The organism is Pontibacter aydingkolensis, from assembly GCF_019443125.1.
In the GTDB taxonomy this organism is placed as follows: domain Bacteria; phylum Bacteroidota; class Bacteroidia; order Cytophagales; family Hymenobacteraceae; genus Pontibacter; species Pontibacter aydingkolensis.
The window spans coordinates 353,243-375,073 of sequence record NZ_JAHYXK010000003.1 but is presented as its reverse complement, the minus strand read 5'-3'; the positions used below and the strand labels follow the sequence as shown (position 1 = coordinate 375,073).

Sequence of the window (21,831 nt, the reverse complement as noted above, 5' to 3'; positions counted from 1 at the left end):
GGTTGCTTTTTTTACTTTTCCAGATCAAATTGGGTATATCTGTTAAGATGATTTCAAGGCAAACTTAATCAACTCTTCTACACTCAGGTGTCCACCTTCTCTTTTTATGATTGTGTCCAGGGTTTTCTCGGCTACATTCTTGGCAAAACCTAAAGTGACTAAAGCAGATAACGCTTCGGCCCGGTTTGTATTGTGTGATGCAGCAGGTACAAATGTGTCGGTCAGCAAAGCCTCCTTCTTCATCTTATCCTTAAGCTCAAGTATAACGCGCTGGGCCGTTTTAGCGCCTATACCTTTCACTTGTTGTATGGTTCTTACATCCTCTCTGATAATTGCCTGCTGTACTTCTTCTACCGAGAGGGATGACAGGATCATGAGCCCCGTATTAGGGCCCACGCCTGAAATAGATATCAAATGAAGAAATACTTCTTTCTCTGCTGCTGTGGTAAAACCATATAGCGTGTGCGCGTCCTCTTTTATGTGAAGGAAAGTATGCAGCTTGCAGCGTTCTCCGGCTGGCAGCGACGAGTAAGTGCTCAGCGATATTCTGATCTGATAACCGATACCATTTACATCAATGATGACGTAGGTCGGATCCTTATGGGTTAATTTGCCATCAATATAGGCTATCATCTATATATGTTGATTATTATAGTTTTGAGCATCTACGACAGCAATAGCTACCATGTTTACAATTTCTCTAATAGAACTGCCCAGCTGTAAGATATGCACCGGTTTACGCATACCCATAAGTATAGGTCCAATAGCTTCAGCACCTCCGATTTCCTGCAATACTTTGTACGCGATGTTGCCAGAAGTTAAGGTTGGAAACACCAACGTATTCGCACCTTTCTCTGCCAGCTCGCTGAACGGATAGTGTTCGCGCAGTAAGTCGCGGTTTAAAGCAGTGTTAGCCTGCATCTCGCCGTCAATTAACAGGTTAGGGTATTTAGCCTTTGCCTTGCGTACTGCTTCAGCTCCTTTATTCGGAATGTCGCCCTGCACTGAGCCAAAGTTGGAGTACGATAGCATGGCCATACGTGGCTCCGTATCGAAGAAGCGCACTGTACGGGCAGTAAGGCCAATTATATCCACTAACTCATCGGCTGTTGGATTAACGTTTACCGTGGTGTCGGCAAAGAAGTATGGCTCTTTTTTGTTCAGGATGATGTACATACCCGCCACTTTATTAATGCCTTCCTCAACACCAATTACCTGCAGCGCCGGCACAATGGTTTTAGAGTAGTCGCGGGTTAAGCCTGAAATAAGTGCATCCGCGTCTCCACACTCCACCATCATACTTCCGAAGTAAATACGGTCTCGGACCTGGCGGCGTGCATCAAACAAGGTAAGGCCCTTGCGCTGGCGCTTTTTATAAAGCAACTGCGCATACTTCTCACGTTTTACATCCTCCTCGTATGGGTCTATGATGGTAACTCCATCCAGATCCAGGTTGTTTTCTTCTATGATAGCCTGAATACGTTTGCGGTTACCCAAAAGTATAGGATTGGCAATGCGCTGGTCATTTACAGTTTGTGCAGCCTTTAGAATCTTATAATGGTCTGCCTCTGCAAATACCACTGTTTTAGGATTCTCCTTTGCCTGGTTTGTGATGCGAGACATTAACTTCTGGTCGATGCCAATGCGTTCCTGCAACTCGTGTTCATATTTTATCCAGTCGGTGATCGGGATGCGGGCCACGCCACTATCCATCGCTGCTTTGGCTACAGCCGGAGATACGGTTGTGATTAACCGTGGGTCCAATGGTTTTGGTATTAAGTAGAAGCGGCCAAAAGAGATCGTATTGTCGCCGTAAGCTTTATGAACCATTTCCGGCACATCCTCCTTAGCCAGCGCTGCAAGCGCATGAACAGCTGCCAGTTTCATGGCTTCGTTTATTTCGGTGGCACGTACATCCAGTGCTCCTCTGAAAATGTAAGGGAATCCCAACACGTTGTTTACCTGGTTAGGATGGTCAGAACGGCCTGTTGCCATAATGATATCTTCACGGGTAGCCATTGCTGCCTCGTATGGGATCTCCGGGTCTGGGTTTGCCAATGCAAAAATGATTGGGTTAGGAGCCATCAGTTTTACATATTCAGGTGGCAAAACATTACCCGCTGATAAGCCGACAAACACATCAGCATCGCGCATAGCGTCCTCTAAAGTATCCAGCTTGCGCATTGTCACAAACTGAGCTTTGTAGATATCCAGGTCGTTACGCTCAGGGCGAATAATGCCTTCTTTATCGAACATTACAATGTTGTCCATCTTTACACCCAGGGCAACATATAGCTTAGCGCAGGCAATGGCAGCGGCACCGGCGCCGTTCATCACCATCTTAATTTCGCCAATGTTCTTCTCGGCAAGTTCAAGGGCGTTTAAAAGAGCTGCAGACGAAATAATGGCAGTGCCATGCTGGTCGTCGTGCATAAGCGGAATGGTCATCTGCTCTTTCAGTGCGTTCTCTATCTTAAAGCTTTCCGGTGCTTTGATGTCTTCCAGGTTAATACCGCCAAAAGTTGGCTCCAGCGATTTTACAATGCGTACAAATTCGGCTGGGTCAGTACAGTCTATCTCAATATCGAATACATCGATACCGGCGAACTTCTTGAATAGTACGCCTTTTCCTTCCATTACCGGTTTTGATGCATCCGGGCCAATGTTTCCTAAACCCAGAACTGCAGTACCATTTGATATTACTCCAACCAGGTTTCCTTTGGCTGTATACTTGTAAACATTGTCTTTATCGGCGGCTATTTCTTTACACGGTTCTGCAACGCCTGGCGAGTAAGCTAGCGCAAGATCGTGCTGCGTGCTCACCATTTTTGTAGGTACTACCTCTATCTTGCCGGGTTGGCCCTGCATGTGGTAGTTCAAGGCGTCTTCTCTGTTTACTTTAATCATCATTCTATGCGTCGTGGTTTGTGTTGTTACTGCTCAATGTAGACCAACACTTATAGCTGTTGTAAAATATATCTCGCTAAAGACCAATTTCATAAGATTTTTGCGTTAATCCAAAATTGAGCCTCCAAAGATAAGCGCTCTAAAGCCATTGTGCAGCAGAAATTGCAAATATTTAACTACATAAAGTTGTAGTCTGACGGCTGTTAAAAAAATAAGAGCACTCTTTCTGATTAGAAGGTGCTCTTATGAGTGTTTTTTATAAGAAATTATCCTAAAATAAGCTTTTGTCCGGGCTGTATGGCGTTAGACTTTAATTTATTTATCTTTTTGATCTGCTCTACTGTTAGGCCATTATGCTTTTGTGAAATTGTCCAAAGCGTATCACCGGGCTGAACATGATAGATTAAATCCTGCTTTTTCTTCTTTTCAGGTGCTGGCTTTGCAATATTGGCTTTTGCTGGCTCACTGGCTTCGTTGTTCACAGCGATCAATTCAGTGTCTGTTTTCTGAGCTGGTTTTATGATGGAAAGTTTCTGGCCAGCCATAATGCTGCTGCCTTTTAAGTTGTTCCATTCTTTTAAGTCTTCTAACGCTATGTTGTGGCTTTGGGCAATGCTGGATAGGTTGTCTCCACGTCGTACTGTGTAAATTACCTTCTCTGATGAGACGGATTCTTCTTGCTCAGGCTTTACAGTTGTGTCTGATTTTGCACTTGCCAGCAGCACAGTTGCTTTTGTAGGCTCCGGTGTTATTTCTGGCTCAGGAAGCTTAACAGGGGCCGCTGCCAGAAGTATACATTCTTTATCTGTTACATTTGCCACCATGTTAGCCGTTTGAGCCGGAATGCGGATTCTGTAGTTAAGTAAATGTTCTGGTATCCTTGTCTGTTTGATCTCCGGATTTAAGGCCATGAGTTGCTGCGGAGACAAATGCAGTTCTTCAGCCAGTTTTTCCAGGTCTACTTCTTTGTTCAGTTCCAGGTATACTACTTCCGGTGTGTAAAGTATAGAATCTGAGAATATATTATGATCCGCAGCATAATTCATAGAGTAAATAACCGCCGTCATAGACGGTATGTAGTTGCGGGTTTCACGGGGTAGGTATGGATAGATCTGCCAGAAAGTTTTTTTACCGCCACCTGCTTTGCGAATGGCTTTGTTTACGTTGCCCGGGCCGCAATTATAGGCTGCCATGGCCAGTTCCCAATCGCCATAGGTTTTATAAAGCCTTTTTAAGAAGCGCATGGCCGCATCCGTCGACTTCTCCGGATCCATACGTTCGTCGATGTATTGGTTTTGCTCCAGGCCATATTCTTTGCCCGTTACAGGTATAAACTGCCATAAACCTACTGCCTTTGCCCATGATGCAGCCTTAGGGTTAAGCCCTGACTCTACAATGGCAAGGTATTTCAGGTCCTGAGGCATATTATGTTTCTCCAGGTATTTCTCGAACAGCGGGAAGTATACATTTTCGCGCGAAAGCATTGTACGGGTATACTTCCTGTTACGAATAGTGAAATAATCAATATGCGCCCTTACTGTGCTATTAAACTCCAGCGGAATTTCGGATTCTATACAGCTTAAGCGGTCCTGGATTACATCATTGGGCTCATTCGGGATATGCTCCACCAGCAAGGCCAGTTCCTCGTCAGAAATGGTCCTGATGTTTTGCTCCGGCTTAATTGTATCCGTAGGAGCAGGATGCTGCTGGATAAAACTATAATTGGCAGCCTGCGTGCCTGTAGCACACAAGCTGCCAATTACGGTAGCTATTACAGTAAATAGTCTGAAATACGTCATGTAAATTTATGCTTCAACGGTTATCTTATCCAGTATGTAATTCGAGAAAGCAAGCAGCTGCGGCTCCTCAAATGAGCGGGTCATCAATTGCAACCCGATGGAAAGGCCGTTGGCATCACGGCCAACTGGTATAGAAATGGCCGGGACACCCGCTAACGAGGCCTGAACAGTAAAGATATCAGCTAAATACATAGCCAATGGATTTGCTGTATTCTCTCCTATTTTAAATGCAGTAGTAGGAGCAGTAGGCAATATAAGAAAATCATATGCCTGAAGCAACTCATCTGTTTTCTCCTTGATCAGTTTTCTAACGCGCTGAGCTTTTGTATAGTATGCATCATAGTAGTCAGCGCTTAACACAAATGTGCCCAGCATGATGCGGCGCTGTACTTCCTGTCCAAAACCTTCTGCTCTGGTTTTTTTGTAAAGCGATGTCAGGTCTGTGGCATTTTCTGAGCGGTATCCATACTTTACACCATCGTAGCGGCCAAGGTTTGAGCTTGCCTCTGCAGTAGTAAGGATGTAGTAAGTCGGTACCATGTATTCCAGGTAAGGGAATTCTACAGCCTCAACTTTATGACCAGCCTCTTTCAGCATGTCTTTCACGCCAAGTATAGCATCCTTTACCTCTGCGTCTAATCCCTCGCTCTCAAAACAATCACGGATATATCCGATCTTGTACTTTCTGTCAGATGCAAGCAGTTCACTGTAAGCAGGTACTTCACGCTGGCTTACGGTGCTATCGTATTCATCCTTTCCAGCCATTACCTCTAAAAGTAATGCCGCATCCGATACGCTTTTAGAGATAATGCCAACCTGATCGAAAGATGAGGCATAGGCGATAAGGCCATAGCGGGAAATACGCGAATAAGTAGGCTTTAATCCCACTACACCGCAAAACGAAGCCGGCTGACGCACAGAACCACCGGTGTCAGAACCAATAGAGGCCAGGCACAGGTCTGCCTGCACAGCTACTGCGGATCCGCCGGATGAGCCACCTGGTACACGTGTTGCATCATCAGCATTAAGAACAGGGCCAAATGAGGAGTTTTCATTAGAGGCACCCATCGCAAACTCGTCGCAGTTTTGCCGGCCAATGATGACAGCATCTTCGGCTATAAGGCGTTGCACCGCTGTAGCAGTATACAATGACTTAAACCCGTTCAGAATCTGGCTTGATGCCTGTAACGCATGTCCTTCGTAAGCTAACACGTCTTTGATGCCGATAACCATACCTGCCAGTTTGCCGGCAGTGCCGTTGGCTAGTTTATGATCTACAATATCTGCCTGCGTGTAAGCTTCCTGTTCAAAAATCTCCAGAAATGCGTTAAGCTCAGCTTTCTCTTTAATGTTGTGGATATATTGGTCCACGAGCTGGCGGCACGTAAGTTGCCCATTGGCAATGTCAGTGCGAATGTCCTGTAGCGAGTTATACTGTTTCAATCTATTTTGACTTCTTGTCGTCGTCGATAGAACGCTCTAGTTCGTGTTTAATTCCGTTTGTCGCATCTTTAAACTCTCTCATACCACGCCCAAAAGAGCGGGCAATGCCGGGGATGCGGTCTGCGCCAAACAAGAGTAAGATTGCTGTCATTACGACAAGCATTTCTCCTCCTCCCAGATCTCCAAGGAAAAGGAAAATAGTAGTTAAGCACATAGCCTCTTTATTGGCTGGTGTTGGTTATTACTTGCGCTCGTCGTCTTTTACAGAAGATTCGATCTCGTTCTTAACTTCTTTCGTGGCGTCTTTAAACTCTCTGATACCACGGCCAAGGCCTTTTGCAAGTTCAGGGATACGCTTGGCACCAAAAAGTAAAAGGATAACTACCAGAATAAGGATTACTTCTGTGCCACCAAGACCACCAATAAATAGGAAAATGTTAGTGATTTCCATGTTGTTAAATTTAAAATTGTATGCTGCAAAATTAGGGTTAATATTTAAATAAACCCACAACAGCTGATATAAGTTTAATATCTGTGATTCATTACCTAAATAGCTACGGCTTAGCCTTGCGTCCGGATTTATCGCCTTACAAACTTGTACCAATTATTTAAGGAGACTTGATTGGCTTACCTTCTATTTAAGTAATTTCAACATAAGCTGACTAATTCAAGAGATTTTATCTATTTCCATATTTGGGATTAAAACTTTGTAAATAATCCCTTTTTGGGAAGGTTTTAGAGTGGTCTTGAGGTTTTTGTTTTGATAATCAGCGTGTTATGTGGCCTGCAAGAACTTGGCATCATACTTGCAAATTGTGTTTCAGAAGCAGATGGCTTTAGCAGTAAAGTTATATCCTGAAAATTTGCACGAAGGTAATCGACACTTCGTTTAATTTCAAATTGACTACTTTTGGGGCGGAAACCAGTATCTTGAAAAAAGATATATTTTTTGGAAACAAAAGTTATTAGATAGTAGTATAGCTATACAGTGATTCAAAAGAATTAACGAATAATTAGCTTATTACTTGCAGTTTTGAACTTCAGGTTGTAATTTAGAGTTAGAATATTATAGTGCTAGTTTTGGAAACCCAAAGCTGTACTTATATATAAAATATTAAGTTTGTTTTCATAGCTTGGAAAGGCACCCTGCACTGTGGGGTGTTTTTTTATTTTATAGCTATATGTAATTAATACTAATTTCCCAGTCATTATTGGTTATAATTGCTTCGATGTGCGTTAAACAAAGGATTTAACGCAAAAAATCACGGCTTTAGCCGTGATTTTCCCATTTATAGACAAAGTATAATTTATTTCCTAAGCAACCACACTTCAGGGTTCATATTATCGCTGTTCTTCCACACCTGAAACTGAAGCTCTGTAGTACCGTCAGTATCAGTATAAACTGTGCCAATCACATCTTTTATACTTACATTCTGGCCTGTTGTAACGCTAACAGATTTCAGCTTTGCATAAACTGTAAAGTATTCGCCGTGCTGTACCATCACTATGTTGTTCATGCCTGGTACAGAAGCAACGGTTAATACTTTGCCTTCGAAAATGGCGCGTGCCGTTGCTCCCTGAGCTGTCTGAATGTCTATTCCGCGATTTTCTGTTACAACACCCTTTAACACAGGATGGTTGTGGCGACCAAATTTCTGTGAGATGAAACCACGCTCAACTGGCCAGGCTAGCCTGCCTTTATTGCCCGCAAAAGAAGATGATATCAAAGCCGCCTCAGGGGTTAGCGTCATTTTGCTGCTGCTGCCACTTGAAGCTTTGCCGGCTTCCCGGGCTGCACGAGCAGCTCTGGCGATTTCCTCACGTACAATATCGGCGATCAGCTTGTCCAGCTTTTTAACTGCTTGCTGGCGCTGGGCAACTTCCTGCTTTAAGTTGCTCTCCTGTTTACTTAAGCGGTCTATTACACTATCCTGTTGTACTTTTAAAGTATGCAGGTTTTTGCTTTCTGTGATCTGCTTGCTAAGCAAACCTTGTTTCTGCTTTCGTTTAGATTCCAGTAGGTTGATTTGTCCGGTTAGAACCGTCTGTACTTTATTTATCTGCTCTACTTGTTTCTGGCGCGCCTCTGAGTATTGCTGTAGGTAACGAAGGCGCATAACAAACTGGTTAAAAGACTCTGAGGCGAAAAGGAACATCAACTTATTGTAGCTGTTTGCCGTTTTGGACGCGGCATAAACCATGGTTGCGTATTCAGCTTTCAATTTTCCCAGGTCGTTCTGAAGCGCATTTACGATACCTTCAGTTTCCTGTACATCCGATTCAATGTAGGTTATTTCACGGGAGATATTTGTAATAACCCCTTTCTGAACATCAATTTTCTCTTTAATGGCATTGAGTTGGCCAATAGAGGCTGCTTTTTCTTTTTTGGTTTGCTGAAGGATTTGGTTGGCCTGCTTTATCCTGTTAAGGTTTTCCTTTTTTTCTTTTTCCAGCTGTGCCTTGGACTTTGTTTTCTGAGCCTGTGTGGACAGCGGCAAGGAAAGTAAACACAGTAAAAAGGTAAATTTGTAAAGGGCCTTCATTAAACTAGAGGTTGGTATGCACTTAGTTTACAAATATGGCAAAACTATAAGTGAACTACCAACAGACGATTAGATTTAATTAAAAGTAAGGCGTTTATAGTCTTTAGGAATGGAGAAAGGAAAATCAAGAGATGTATCTGTTATGGAAATACGGGTGTGTTTTAAAGTAAAATCTGTTACCTGCCCTTTTTGCAATACCTGTGCTGCCAGATCGTGCGCAAATGGTACGTTACCAATATTGTTAAAACTGTTATACTTTACAGTTATAGAGTTACCATTACTGTTGTCTTGCACATTTAGTTGCTGCAGCTTGTTGTTGCTCAGGCTTATAAAATAATCAAATAGCAGGCTCTGCCTGTTTTGCTGTATGTGCTGCATATTTTCTGCGGCCATTACCTTTTCAGTGCCTTGCGAAGAGTAATTACCCAGCAAGATAGATTGCACAATTTCGAAATTAACGTCGATGTTAAGTTTGCTCCTTAAAAAACGATAGTCAGTGGCAGCGTACTCCTTTTGCAGGCGGTTGATCATGTATACTGAGTCCTGTGTTAGCAACATGCGGGCAGCCTCTATGCCAAGCCCAGGCTGTACCGAAATCCATATCACGCTATCCTTTTTCATGCGCAAAGTTATTCCCGACGAAAGATTGTCGTTTTTATCATTGAATGTGATTTGTCCTTTGGAGTTAAGGTAGTTGAAGTCCAAATTATTTACCGATATGCGCCCCACGGTTTCAGTAGCTTCGGAAGCAGTAGAAGGAACAGTTTCTTTTTTGCAGCCTGCCAGTAGCAACACTGATAACAGGCCCACCAAAAGGTGTTTACTCATAAAGTTTTTTCTCTTTTATTTTTTTGTCGATAAAGGCAGATGCCTCTCCTTTAAGCTTGGCTTTTTGCCATTGGCTTACCGCTTCCTCTTTTTTGCCTAATTTAAACAGCACATCACCGTAATGCTCTACTATGGTTGCATCATCAGATATTGCAACGGCCTGTTCAAGGTACTTTCGTGCTTCTGTATACTCGCCGAGTTTGTAAAGCACCCAGGCATAGGTGTCTAAATAGGTAGGATTAGTGGGGTGCTGCTTTATAAGCCGCTCCGACATGGCCTTTGCCTTTTGCATATTCTCATTTCGCAACGATAAAAAGTAGCTGTAATTATTTAATACATGCGCATTGTTGGCATCGTGCGCCAGCACTGCTTCATAAGCTTCGTCAGATTTCTTATATTCTTTAAGTGAGTTATAACTGTCTCCTAGCTGTAGATTAAACTGTGCCACCAGTTCAGCCTCACCGGCAGACAGGCGTTTGCCATGTTCCAGTGCTCTTACAGCTTTGGTGTAGTTCTTCTCGATCATATGGCCGGTACCATTGTAAAACCAGAACACTGCCTGGTTTGGGAACAGTTCGAGTGCTTTCTCTGAGTGCACAACCAAAGAGTCTGCTTGTGATAGCTCTGCATCCAGAAGTACGATCTGCTGCCAGATTTTAAAATGGGAGTCGTCTAATTTTACGGCTTCAAGGTAATTATTACGTGCTTTCTCCTTTTTGCCAACTATCGTTTGCAGATCACCGGCAACAGCATAGGCCTTGGCCTCATCGGGGTGGTTTAAAATTGTAAGATCTACTAGTTCAAGCGATACCTGTTCTATAGCCGGGTTTGGCAATTGGCGAATAAAATCTACCAGAATGCGCACTTTTGTGTCAATATCCAGCTCCGGACTTGAAAACGCTTTTTTTACTCTCTTCTCAGACTCTGCCAGGTTGCCTTTCTGTCGGTACAAGTCCGATAGCATGAGGTGTGCAAACGGGTTGTTAGGCTCGATACGAAGGGCTTCGTCTAATACTGCTATGGCTTGGTCAGTTTTCTTGCTGGCGTTGTATAATTCTGCCTGAGCCAGGAAATAACGTGCCTCAGTAGGGTAGGAGGCAATTAACTTCTCGCCTTCCTGTATTGCTTTATCAATGTTTTTCTGACGCAGGTAAATCTGCTGGCGGCTTACTGTTAGTTGCTCTAGTTCACCAAATTGCTTTTCAATGCGTTCGTATGTTTTCAAGGCGTCGTCGTAGCGGGCCTGTGCGAGGTAAAGATCTGCGAGGTTAAAAAGGTATTCTTCTGATTTGGGCACGTTGCGCATCAGGTCGTTATAAGCCTGGGCAGCAGCGTCGAATTGCTTTTGCTCGGTTTGCAGTTGGGCCAGCAACAAATAATAGTATGGGTTTTTGCTGTTCTGGGCGATGGCTGACTGTGCAAACGGAATCGCAGCTTTAGAATCTTTTAGTAATAAGTAAGTTTCGCCTACTTTATAGTTTAGTGCTGCATTGTTAGGTGTTAAGGTAAGGGCTTTCTGAAAAAGCTGGAGGGCTTGTTGATAGTCCTCCAGCATAAAGTATTTCAGTCCATCCAGAAACAACGCCTCGCTTATCTGCTTATCCTGCTCCGATGGCTCTTTAGCCAATGGAGCTTCTGCGATAGCTGACTCTTTTGCAGCTTTGGCCTTCTTTTTAGAAGACTGCGCGTTTGATTCTGCTACAACCATTAAAGAGAAGCAGCAGGTAGCAAGCAGGACGTTTCTGAATGTGTTCATGGTAATCTAATCTATAAGCGTATTGTAGTCGCCGAGGCTAACATCGGACTGACGACCTTCATACACAACAAAATTACCTAGCATTGAGTTTGCAATGTTGCTGTTTTTGATGCCGGTGTTCTCCTGAATAATGGAGTTACTAACCACAGAGTTATATACGCTTGTATTATTGCCGATAGAAACATGCGGCCCGATCACTGAATTTGTGATCTGCGCATTCTCACCGATGTATACTGGGGGTATAATTACCGTGTTCTCCAGCGTTGCAGTAGAGGCTACCAGTCCCTCCTCATCTTTTATATACTCTAAATAGCGCTGATTAGTATAAACAGTTGCGTTTTTATTTCCACAATCTAACCATTCAGAGATTACAGCCGGTATAAACTTGGTGCCCTTGTTCTTCATATTCTCCAAGGCATTGGTTAACTGGTACTCGCCTTTGTCCTTGATATCGTTATCCAGCAGGTACTGCAGTTCCTGACGCAGATATTCTCCATCACGGAAATAGTAGATGCCAATAATGGCCAGGTCAGAAACAAACTCCTGCGGCTTCTCTATAAAATCAGTGATCTCGTTGTTGTCGTTCAGTTTGATAACTCCGAACGGACGCGGGTCTTCCACACGCTGCACCCAGATTGTGCCGTCAGCGTTAGTGTCGAGTTTAAAGTCGGCTTTAAATAAAGTATCAGCAAAAGCTACTACTACTTTACCAGTAAGTGCTTCTTTGGCGCACATAATGGCATGGGCTGTACCTAGCGCTTCGTCCTGATAATGGATGCTGCCTTTTGCTCCAATCTTTTCGGCTATACTTTTAAGGTCGGCTTCTACTGCATCGCCAAATCGGCCAACTATAAACGCTACTTCTTCTATTGGTTCCTGGCATACTTTTGCGATATCCTCTACTAGGCGCTGCACAATTGGTTTGCCTGCGATAGGAATAAGTGGTTTTGGTACAGTTAAAGTGTGTGGGCGCATACGCTTACCCATACCTGCCATAGGTATTATTATCCTCATAGCTGTTCTTTCGTTTTAATTAAAATATATTAAATGCCACAACCTTGGTCGCAGCGGTAATTTCGTTATTGGTTGTTGGTTATTTGTTATTAGTAAATGGTTTCTATATAAAGTAAAACCTATTCCAATAACTAATAACGAGTAACGAACAACTACTTTGTGCCTGTGCTGCCGTAGCCACCTGCTCCGCGTTCTGTGTCGGTCAGGGCTTCTGCCTCGGCCCATGCTACACGCTCATATTTTGCTACCACCATCTGTGCAATTCGCTCACCGTCTTCCACTACAAAGTCTTGGTCCGACAGGTTTACCAGCAGTACTTTAATCTCGCCACGGTAGTCGGCATCAATAGTGCCTGGACTGTTAACGATAGAAATACCGTGTTTGTATGCCAGGCCGCTGCGGGGGCGGATCTGTGCTTCGTGGCCTTCAGGTAGCTCTATAAAAAGGCCAGTTGGCAATAGGGCTCGCTGTAAAGGCTTTAGCGTAACAGGTGTTTCCAGGTTTGCCCTTAAGTCCATACCAGCCGAGTGTATGGTTTGGTAAGACGGAAGCGCGTGCTTAGATTGGTTAATGACGTTAACCTTCAGGTTCTTGTTGTTCATCTTATCTAAAAAGCTTAAAATGTAAGGAAGCGGGAACGCTCACGTAGCCACACTACCACCAGAAAAGCAGCAGACACAGCCAGATGAAACGCATGACGCAGCCAGAAGTTATCAATTTCTACGCCCAAAGCCAACCATACGAGTGCAATTGACAGCAAAATGTACGCAGCAATGGTTTTTACAGGGTATGGAATAGGGTAGTGGCGGTTGCCAAGCAGGTAACTTGCAAGAGCCATACTAAAGTAACAGATAAAAGTAGCAATGGCCGAGCCCATATATCCAAGTACAGGTATGAGCAGCAGGTTGAAAAGTATAGTGATGGCGGCGCCTCCAAAACTGATGTAAGTACCATACTTTGTTTTATCCGTCAGCTTAAACCACACCGATAAGTTATAGTATACGCCCAGGAACAGGTTTGCCAGCAGCAAAACAGGTACTACCATTAAGCCATCCCAGTATTCTGTGCCTATAAAATAGGCGAAGTCTTCCAGATTAACAGAGATGAACAGGAATATGAAAGTGCAAACAATCACAAACCACTTCATAACAAGAGCAAAAGCTTTGGGAGAATCTTTTTCCTGGGCTTTAGAAAAGAAAAATGGCTCTGCCGCATAACGAAAAGCCTGAATGGCTAGCGTCATAAATATGGCAAGTTTATAGCAGGCACTGTACACACCTACCGCGGCCATATTGCTCATACCCGGATAAAAACTTTCAGGCAGCCAATGCTCCAGTAAAATACGGTCTATTACCTCATTTACCATTCCTGCAAGCCCCATGAAAAGCAGTGGGTAAGCATAGATAAGCATTGGCTTTAGTTGCTCCAGGTCAAGCTTAAACCTGAATATGCGAAACTCCCGCCAGAGCATAGGCAGAAGCAAGGCATTTGCCACCAGGTTGATAACAAATATATAGCCTACTCCAAAATCAGGATCATACAGATACGTAACCAACGGCCTCAGCTCCTGCAGGTATTTTCCTTCATATATATGGCGGAATACCACCAGGAATAGCAGGTTAGCACCAACTGTTATCAGGATGTTCGAAAGCTTTATAGTTGCGAATTTAATTGCCTTGTTCTGGTGTCGTAGCCAGGCGAAGGGTATTGCTACAATTGCATCTATGGCTAATACTAGGGCTAACCAGATAATAAACTCCTGCCGGTCTGGGTAACCAATGTAGTCGGCGATATATCCTGACAGGAGAAGAAGTAAACCCGTAAATACCGAGCTGCTGAGAAGTATAGCACTAAGCACACGGTTATATACTGCTTTGGGGTCAGTTTCCGGCCTGTTGGCAAACCGGAAAAAAGCAGTCTCCATACCATAAGTATACACCACATTAAAGAAAGCAACGAAAGCATACAGATAGGAAACGACACCATACTCCTCGGGCAGGAATACACGTGTATAAACAGGTACAAGCAGGTAGTTTAATGCTCTGCCTACGATACTACTTAAACCATAGGCAGCAGTCTGCCCGACCAATTTCTTGGCTATACTCATACTTTACAAGGGTCGGGATTGGGTTTAAAAAAGGTTAAGCGCCTTTAAATTCAGGCTTACGTTTTTCAAGGAATGCATTGGTGCCTTCTACAAAGTCATCTGATGAGCAGCAGCGCGCAAAAGAGTTAGCCTCCGTCTGGTAACCATTCTCATCTTTGTTGAACACAGCGTTAACACAGTCTATTACCAGGCCAATGGCCAATGGTGCTTTGCTGATAATCTTGCCAAGTATTTCGTTGCACTTAAGCATTAAGTCTTCCTGCGGAACCACATGGTTTACTAAGCCAAGGTTTTTAGCTTCTTCTGCCGTAATCATATCGCCGGTCATCATTAATTCCATTGCCTTGCCTTTGCCAATAAGCTGGGTCATGCGCTGTGTTCCGCCGTAGCCAGGTATTACACCCAAGTTTACTTCCGGTTGGCCAAAGCGCGCGTTATCACTTGCAACACGCATGTGGCAAGCCATTGCCAGTTCGCAGCCGCCACCCAGGGCAAATCCGTTTACTGCTGCAATTACAGGCTTGGTGCAACGCTCAATCATGGCAAAAACATCCTGCCCTCTTTCTGCAAAGCCACGCGCATTAAGCTCGCTTAACTCGGCAATCTCGGCAATATCTGCTCCGGCTACAAATGCTTTCTGACCTGCTCCTGTAAAAATAGCCCCTTTCACATCTGCGTCGTCATATACCTGCTGTATAGCGGTTTTGATTTCACGGATGGTGTCGATGTTCAGCGCATTCAGTTTATCTGCCCTGTTTATCGTAATGGTCAGGATGCCGTTGTTTAGGTCAAGCAGCAGGTTTTCGTATGTAGCCATAGGTTTTTCGCCTTAACAATTCTTAATTTTTCAGCACAAATATAGTAATTTAGTTAAATCTCCGGGCAGCTAATTAACAGTCTGCCCCAATCCAACGTAAGGTGCTGAATGTGCCTTTGTGTATAAGTATAAAGTGTAATAAAGTTTTTGTTTCTCCAGTAAATTTAAATGATGGGCTTTCTCTCCGAGTTTAAAAAGTTTGCCGTAAAGGGCAATGTCATCGATCTTGCTGTTGGTGTTGTAATCGGCGCTGCATTTGGCGGTATTACAAAATCGTTGGTGGATGATGTGATCATGCCGCCTTTAGGGCTTCTTATCAGCAACATCGATTTTTCACGGTTAAAATGGGTAATAAAGGATGCCGTTGTAGAGAATGGCGCTGTGGTAGAGCAGGCAGTTTCCATTAACTATGGCAGCTTTATCCAGGCCGTGGTGAATTTTCTTATCATAGCATTTGCCATTTTCCTGCTTGTGAGAACCATTAACCGCATGCGTGAACAGGAAGCAGCAAAGCCAGCCCCACCGGTTAACAAACAGGAAGTACTGTTGGGAGAGATTCGCGACATTCTTAAAAACGATAAAGCAACCAATACCCAGCCACCCAAACAAGTATAAACAGTCTAAATTTTATGAACACTGCCATGCAGGCAGCACATCAACCCCTTTATACATGATTAAATCTATACTTAGTAAACCCTTTTTTTACCTTTCTCTTTTATTATTTTTAGCATCGTCTGTTTTTGCCCAGGATAACACTACGGAACCTGATACAACCAACATCTGGAGCTTTGGAGGCACCGGGACAGTCAATTTTAGCCAGGTTAGCCTCAGCAACTGGGCCGCTGGAGGGCAAAACTCAATTTCAGTATTAGGTATTGCCAACGCATTCGCCAAGTATAACAAAGGGCACAACTCCTGGGAAAATTCACTAGATATAACCTACGGCACGCTGAAGCTTGAAAATCAACGCTTACAAAAAAGCGATGACAAATTCGAGTTAAATACCAAGTATGGACATCGTGCCTCGGAAGACTGGTTTTATACTGCGCAGGTAAATCTTAAAACGCAGCTTACACCTACTTATACACCGGAACGTGACGCACTTCTATCTGATTTTTTTGCCCCAGCTTTTGTGCTTGCCTCTTTAGGTATGGATTATAAACCAAACGATAATTTTTCAGTTTTCTTATCGCCGCTTACCGGTAAGTTTACGATTGTGCGCAGGCAGAGCCTCGCAGATGCCGGTGCATTTGGCGTAGAGGCTGCAGAAACTAATGCCCTGGGCGAATTGATCCCGGGTACAGGAGAACGTTTACGAAAAGAGTTTGGTGGTTACGTTAATGTAAGGTATAACAAGGAGGTCCTGAAGAATGTGATTTTTCAATCAAAGCTCGACCTGTTCTCCAATTATCTTCACAACCCTGAAAATGTTGATATTAACTGGGAGAACCTGATTAACTTTAAGGTAAACAAGCTTATATCTGCCAGCATATTCGTGCACATGATCTATGACGACGACATCATGATCGATGTGCCATCTGAAGAAGTTAGTGTTCCGGTCAGGAGAGGGCCGCGGCTACAGGTAAAGCAATCACTGGGTATCGGCCTTTCCTATAGTTTTAAATAGCTGAACTTTTAAAGTTTTATGCTTTGTTGTAGAGATAAATATATACATTACACGCTTTTATGCGTTGTAATAAAAATCACATGCAGGTTAACATGAAAAAAATACTCTTATCAGTCCTGACTCTTGTTTGTTTTTTTGCTTTTTCTGAAGCTCAGGCTCAGTCTTCTGCCCAAAGCAGTACAAAATCTAAAGACGAGTATTGGGGTACATCCAAAGTGCAGACCAAAGGCAGCTCTGCTGATGCTGTTGGCAGAAGAGGCGAGGGAATGGACAAGCGCTATAACGAGTATGAAGAGAGAGGCAGCCGACGTAAATCTTTTGAAAAGAAGAAAATAGCTAAAAGCAAAAAGATGAAAGAAATCCTTAAAAAGGAAGAGGAGATGATGAAGAAGCATAAACGTGACAAGAAGCAGCTAAAGAAACGGCAAAGAAGGAGAGGTTAATAATATCCTTGCTGTCAGCTTAATTATAACTTATAAACAGAAACGCCCCGGCTACTAGTGCAGCCGGGGCGTTTCTGTTTAATTTATACTTTGATTAAAGCTTACGCTTCACTTCTTTTTCTGTGTAAGCTTCGATGATATCTCCTTCCTGTATGTCATTATAGTTTTTCAGGCTGATACCGCACTCGTAGCCTTGTCTCACTTCAGACACATCGTCTTTAAAGCGTTTCAGGGCCAGGATCTCACCATCCATAACTACGATGCCATCGCGTACTAAACGTACCTTCGCATTTCGCTGGATAACTCCGTCTGTAACCATACAGCCGGCAATTGTACCAACTTTCGTGATTTTGAATACGTCGCGTACTTCTGCGTTACCAACAATCTCTTCTTTCAGCGTAGGGGCAAGCATACCTTCCATGGCGTCTTTAACCTCGTTGATCGCATCGTAGATGATAGAGTACAGACGAACATCGATCTGTTCCTGCTCTGCCAGTTTGCGTGCGTTCTGTGATGGACGTACCTGGAAACCGATAATGATCGCATCAGAAGCTGAAGCAAGTAATACGTCAGATTCAGAGATAGCACCCACGCCTTTGTTGATGATACTTACCTGAACCTCAGGAGTAGATAGTTTCAATAATGAGTCAGAAAGTGCTTCTACCGATCCATCCACGTCACCTTTTACAATCACGTTAAGCTCCTTGAATGTACCAATTGCCAAACGACGACCAATCTCATCCAGTGTAATGTGCTTACGGGTACGCAAGCTTTGCTCACGCTGCATCTGCGAACGGTTAGAAGCAATTTCACGGGCCTCACGCTCAGATTCCATCACCAGAAACTTGTCGCCTGCCTGCGGTGCTCCATCCAGGCCAAGTAACTGTACCGGAGTAGATGGGCCTGCCTCTTTCATTTTTCTGCCACGGTGGTCTGTCATCGCTTTTACTCTACCGTAGTGCGAACCTGCCAGTACGATATCACCGATGTGAAGTGTACCTGTTTGTACCAGCATAGTAGCCACGTAGCCACGGCCTTTATCAAGCGATGCTTCGATTACCGTACCAATTGCCTGGCGATTCGGATTAGCTTTTAACTCAAGCAATTCTGCCTCCAGCAATACCTTCTCTAATAGATCTGGTATACCTTGTCCGGTTTTAGCCGACACTTCCTGAGACTGGTATTTACCGCCCCATTCTTCTACCAGGATGTTCATCTGAGAAAGCTCTTCACGAACTTTATCCGGGTTAGCGCCTGGTTTGTCTATTTTGTTAAGTGCAATAATTATTGGTGAACCGGCTGCCTGAGCGTGGTTGATAGCTTCTTTTGTCTGAGGCATCACCGAGTCGTCAGCTGCTACTACAATAATTACAACGTCTGTTACTTTCGCACCACGAGCACGCATGGCTGTAAAGGCCTCGTGACCAGGAGTATCCAGGAAAGTGACGGTACGGCCGCTTTCTGTTTTTACTTTATAGGCACCAATGTGCTGCGTAATACCACCGGCCTCACCGGCAGTTACGTTTGCGTTACGAATGTAGTCGAGTAAGGAAGTTTTACCGTGGTCAACGTGGCCCATGATCGTTACGATCGGAGCGCGTTCTTCCAGGTCCTCCTCGTTCTCTTCCTGCATTTCTTCCAAGGCCTGCTCTTCTTCCGATGTCATAAACTCAACATCATAGCCAAACTCATCTGCAATAATAGTGATGGCTTCGGCATCGAGGCGCTGGTTAATGGATACGAACATGCCAAGCTGCATACACACCTTGATAACTTCGTTCACACTTACATCCATCAGCGAGGCCAGGTCGTTGGCAGAGATAAACTCTGTCACCTTGAGTGTTTTAGACTCAGCCTGCTCCTGCATACGGCGCTCTTCAGTTGCATCGGCAATTGCAGAGCGTTTCTCGCGGCGATACTTGGCGCGGTTACCACCGCCTCCTTTGCCACCGCTAAGCTTAGCAAGCGTTGCTTTAATCTGCTCCTGAATTTCCTTATCAGTTACTTCTTTCTTTTCAGGTCTTGGAGCTGGTGCATTGCGTGGCCCGCCTTTATGTTGTGCAGGTCTTACTGGGCGCTGGTTACCTGTGCCCGGTCTGTCTCCAGGACGTCCGCCTTGCTGCGGGCCTCCACCTTGTGGGCGTTGGCCTTGCTGCTGTCCTGGTTGGCCACCTGGCTGCTGGCCTTCTGTGGCCACCATGATGCGCTTACGTTTTTTCTTTTTGCCTTTCTTCTCGTCAGAAGATGCTACTGGCTTAGATCCTTTTCTTCTGGACTCTGTTGGCAATTCTATCTTGCCAAGTACTGTCAGACCTTTAAGCTGGTCGGCTTTTCCTGTAATCGTTTCTATTGGTCTTTTATTCTCGTTATCTGCAGCAGCTGGCTCAGCGGTTGGTGCCGGGGCAGGTGTTGCAGGTGCTTGCTGTGCAGCAGGCGGTGTAGTTGTTTCGGCTTTAGGAGTTTCAGCAGGCTTTTCGGCAACTGGTGGTTGCTGCGGTGTTTCCGCTTTAGGGGCAGCTGGTGCCTCTGGTTTAGGCTCTGGTGCTTTGGGGGCCTCTGCAACAGGAGCAGCAGGTTTTTCAGCTACTGGCTCTTGTGGCTTTTCGGCTGGTTTTTCCTTTACTTCTTCCTGTTTCGGGGCTTCTTCTTTTTTTGCTTCAGGTGCCGGGGCAGGTGTTGCTGCAGGTGCAGGCGCTTCTGCTTTTGGCTCTGGCTTTTTCTGAACCGGACGGCCTTTAGCGTCTAATTCGATCTTACCTAAAACTTTGATGCCCGGAAGCTTGCTTTCAATAGCAGGCTCTTCTGTTTTAGCAGGTTCAGGTGCCTTTGGCTCTTCTGCTGCCGGCTTTGGCTGGTGTACAGTTTTGATCTGCAGTTCCTGTTCTGAGTCGGCAGGCTTGCTAACTTCTGCGTGGTGCTGTGGGTCCGACTCGATAACCTGGTTGCTCTGCGGTTTCTTGCCGATATTCAGCTCCTCTGCCTCCTGCTTGTCCTGCATAGAGGATGCGAATTCTTTAGCCAGCATATTGAACTGTTCTGCTGTGATCTTGGTGGTTGGCCTGTTCTCCACGTCAAAACCTTTAGCAGAGAGGTAGTCCACAATGGTAGATGTACCAATGTTTAAAGTAGTCGCAACCTGTTTAAGCCTCCTTGTTGTTTCTTCTGCCATGTTGTTCTATATGCTGTCTTATTAATTCTAATGTAAAAGTATAGCTGCCTTCATATAAGGCTTTAGCTGTGCTCCGCAGTAAAATTATTTCAAAATTATACTAACGAAGCACAACTAACAACTATTGATTGTCTTCTTCTTCCAACTCTTCGCGAAGTATAGAGAGTACATCATCGATTGTCTCTTCCTCCAGCTCGGTACGGCGCAGCAGGTCTTCTTTGGTTACTGCCAGTACGCTTTTCGCGGTGTCAAGGCCAATGCGGCGAAGCTCTGCAATTACCCAGTCTTCTATCTCATCGGTAAATTCTTCCAGGCTGATATCCTCTTCATAAGACTCAGACTCACGGAATACGTCGATCTCCATATCTACCAGTTTGCTGGCAAGCTTGATGTTCTGACCACCTTTACCGATTGCCAGGGACACCTGGTCCGGCTTCAGGAACACAGACACGCGACCTGTTTCCTCGTCAATCTTCATGCTGCTGATCTTAGCCGGGCTAAGGGCACGCTGAATGTATAGTTCGAGGTTATCAGTATAGTTTATTACGTCGATGTTTTCGTTTTCCAGTTCGCGCACGATGCTGTGAATACGTGAACCTTTCATACCAACGCAGGCACCCACCGGGTCAATGCGATCGTCAAAAGATTCTACGGCTACCTTAGCGCGCTCACCCGGCTCACGAACAATTTTCTTGATAGCGATCAGGCCATCGAAGATCTCCGGTACTTCGTTCTCAAATAAACGCTCCAGGAACGCAGGAGAAGTACGCGAAAGTATGATCTTCGGGTTGCCGTTTACGATCTCTACACGCTGTACTACAGCACGAACCTGATCGCCTTTACGGTAACGGTCTTTTGGTATCTGCTCGCCTTTTGGAATAAGCAGTTCGTTCTCTTCCTGGTCAAGTAGTAACACCTCGCGGTTCCATACCTGGTATACTTCACCGGAGATGATCTCACCTACCTGGTCTTTATACTTCTGGAACAGCAATTCCTTTTCCATGTCTTTGATGCGCTGGATAAGGGTCTGGCGGGCAGTAAGCACTGCGCGGCGGCCAAAGTCCTCCAGTTGTATCTCTTCCGATACTTCTTCGCCAACCTCAAAGTCAGGCTCTATTTTGCGTGCCTCTGTAAGGCTTATCTTGTCATGGTCCCAGATGTCCTCCGAGTTGTCGTCCACGATCTCGCGGTTGCGCCAAATCTCCAAGTCACCCTTTTCCACGTTCAGGATGATGTCAAAGTTCTCGTCGGTACCCCACTTTTTGCGGATCATGGTGCGGAATACATCTTCGAGTATACGCATCATGGTCGGACGGTCAATGTTCTTGAATTTCGCAAATTCAGCGAACGACTCGATCAGGACTGAACTGTTCATTAT

18 protein-coding genes are annotated in these 21,831 nt (G+C 44.7%); 3 read left to right on the top strand and 15 right to left on the bottom strand.

The window, feature by feature from the left end; all coding sequences use genetic code 11:
• Window positions 1-42 precede the first annotated feature (42 nt).
• The 13 genes from ruvA to K0O23_RS06060 all read right to left on the bottom strand — a co-directional run bounded on the left by ruvA (window position 43) and on the right by K0O23_RS06060 (window position 15,214).
• Window positions 43-633 (bottom strand): Holliday junction branch migration protein RuvA, encoded by a 591-nt coding sequence (ruvA, locus tag K0O23_RS06120; protein WP_219876498.1) that lies wholly within the window; start codon window positions 631-633, stop codon window positions 43-45.
• On the bottom strand, window positions 634-2,910 hold the full coding sequence (locus tag K0O23_RS06115; protein WP_317195655.1) for an NADP-dependent malic enzyme: 2,277 nt from the start codon (window positions 2,908-2,910) through the stop codon (window positions 634-636). It abuts the gene before it with no gap.
• A gap of 263 nt (window positions 2,911-3,173) precedes the next feature.
• On the bottom strand, window positions 3,174-4,706 hold the full coding sequence (locus K0O23_RS06110; protein WP_219876497.1) for a lytic transglycosylase domain-containing protein: 1,533 nt from the start codon (window positions 4,704-4,706) through the stop codon (window positions 3,174-3,176).
• 6 nt (window positions 4,707-4,712) lie between these two features.
• A complete protein-coding gene (gene gatA, locus K0O23_RS06105; RefSeq protein ID WP_219876496.1) occupies window positions 4,713-6,149 on the bottom strand; it encodes an Asp-tRNA(Asn)/Glu-tRNA(Gln) amidotransferase subunit GatA in 1,437 nt (478 codons plus the stop codon).
• Between the two features lies 1 nt (window position 6,150).
• Entirely contained in the window at window positions 6,151-6,363 is a 213-nt protein-coding gene (locus tag K0O23_RS06100; RefSeq protein WP_219876495.1) for a Sec-independent protein translocase subunit TatA/TatB, read from the bottom strand.
• A 27-nt stretch (window positions 6,364-6,390) separates the two neighbouring features.
• Window positions 6,391-6,600: a Sec-independent protein translocase subunit TatA/TatB gene (locus tag K0O23_RS06095; protein ID WP_187067804.1), complete on the bottom strand. Its 210-nt coding sequence runs from the start codon at window positions 6,598-6,600 to the stop codon at window positions 6,391-6,393.
• 856 nt (window positions 6,601-7,456) lie between these two features.
• On the bottom strand, window positions 7,457-8,692 hold the full coding sequence (locus K0O23_RS06090; RefSeq protein ID WP_219876494.1) for a murein hydrolase activator EnvC family protein: 1,236 nt from the start codon (window positions 8,690-8,692) through the stop codon (window positions 7,457-7,459).
• 75 nt (window positions 8,693-8,767) lie between these two features.
• Window positions 8,768-9,520, bottom strand: coding sequence for a DUF4292 domain-containing protein (locus K0O23_RS06085; RefSeq protein WP_219876493.1), 753 nt, complete (start codon window positions 9,518-9,520; stop codon window positions 8,768-8,770).
• Window positions 9,513-11,276, bottom strand: coding sequence for a tetratricopeptide repeat protein (locus K0O23_RS06080; protein WP_219876492.1), 1,764 nt, complete (start codon window positions 11,274-11,276; stop codon window positions 9,513-9,515). The genes K0O23_RS06085 and K0O23_RS06080 overlap by 8 nt, the downstream gene beginning before the upstream one ends.
• Window positions 11,277-11,282: 6 nt before the next feature.
• Window positions 11,283-12,290, bottom strand: coding sequence for a sugar phosphate nucleotidyltransferase (locus K0O23_RS06075; protein ID WP_219876491.1), 1,008 nt, complete (start codon window positions 12,288-12,290; stop codon window positions 11,283-11,285).
• Between the two features lie 152 nt (window positions 12,291-12,442).
• Window positions 12,443-12,892: a dUTP diphosphatase gene (gene dut, locus K0O23_RS06070; protein ID WP_219876490.1), complete on the bottom strand. Its 450-nt coding sequence runs from the start codon at window positions 12,890-12,892 to the stop codon at window positions 12,443-12,445.
• A 14-nt stretch (window positions 12,893-12,906) separates the two neighbouring features.
• The gene (locus tag K0O23_RS06065) at window positions 12,907-14,397 is read right to left on the bottom strand and encodes a lipopolysaccharide biosynthesis protein (protein WP_219876489.1); all 1,491 of its coding nucleotides are present in this window, start codon (window positions 14,395-14,397) and stop codon (window positions 12,907-12,909) included.
• Between the two features lie 34 nt (window positions 14,398-14,431).
• Window positions 14,432-15,214 carry an enoyl-CoA hydratase/isomerase family protein gene (locus K0O23_RS06060; protein ID WP_219876488.1) on the bottom strand — a complete coding sequence of 261 codons (783 nt, stop codon included), beginning with the start codon at window positions 15,212-15,214 and terminating at the stop codon, window positions 14,432-14,434.
• A 168-nt stretch (window positions 15,215-15,382) separates the two neighbouring features.
• Here K0O23_RS06060 and mscL point away from each other — a divergent pair, with 168 nt between their 5' ends.
• From mscL to K0O23_RS06045, 3 genes are all read left to right on the top strand, one after another.
• Window positions 15,383-15,829, top strand: coding sequence for a large-conductance mechanosensitive channel protein MscL (gene mscL, locus K0O23_RS06055; RefSeq protein ID WP_317195653.1), 447 nt, complete (start codon window positions 15,383-15,385; stop codon window positions 15,827-15,829).
• 55 nt (window positions 15,830-15,884) lie between these two features.
• Window positions 15,885-16,841, top strand: coding sequence for a DUF3078 domain-containing protein (locus K0O23_RS06050; RefSeq protein WP_219876487.1), 957 nt, complete (start codon window positions 15,885-15,887; stop codon window positions 16,839-16,841).
• A 92-nt stretch (window positions 16,842-16,933) separates the two neighbouring features.
• Window positions 16,934-17,284, top strand: a complete 351-nt coding sequence (locus tag K0O23_RS06045) for a hypothetical protein (RefSeq protein WP_219876486.1) — start codon at window positions 16,934-16,936, stop codon at window positions 17,282-17,284.
• 94 nt (window positions 17,285-17,378) lie between these two features.
• Here the strand turns inward: K0O23_RS06045 and infB are convergent, their stop codons facing one another.
• Both infB and nusA read right to left on the bottom strand, forming a co-directional pair.
• Window positions 17,379-20,453, bottom strand: a complete 3,075-nt coding sequence (gene infB, locus K0O23_RS06040) for a translation initiation factor IF-2 (protein WP_219876485.1) — start codon at window positions 20,451-20,453, stop codon at window positions 17,379-17,381.
• A 121-nt stretch (window positions 20,454-20,574) separates the two neighbouring features.
• Complete coding sequence (gene nusA / locus K0O23_RS06035) at window positions 20,575-21,828, bottom strand: transcription termination factor NusA (RefSeq protein WP_219876484.1); 1,254 nt, start codon at window positions 21,826-21,828, stop codon at window positions 20,575-20,577.
• Window positions 21,829-21,831 lie beyond the last annotated feature (3 nt).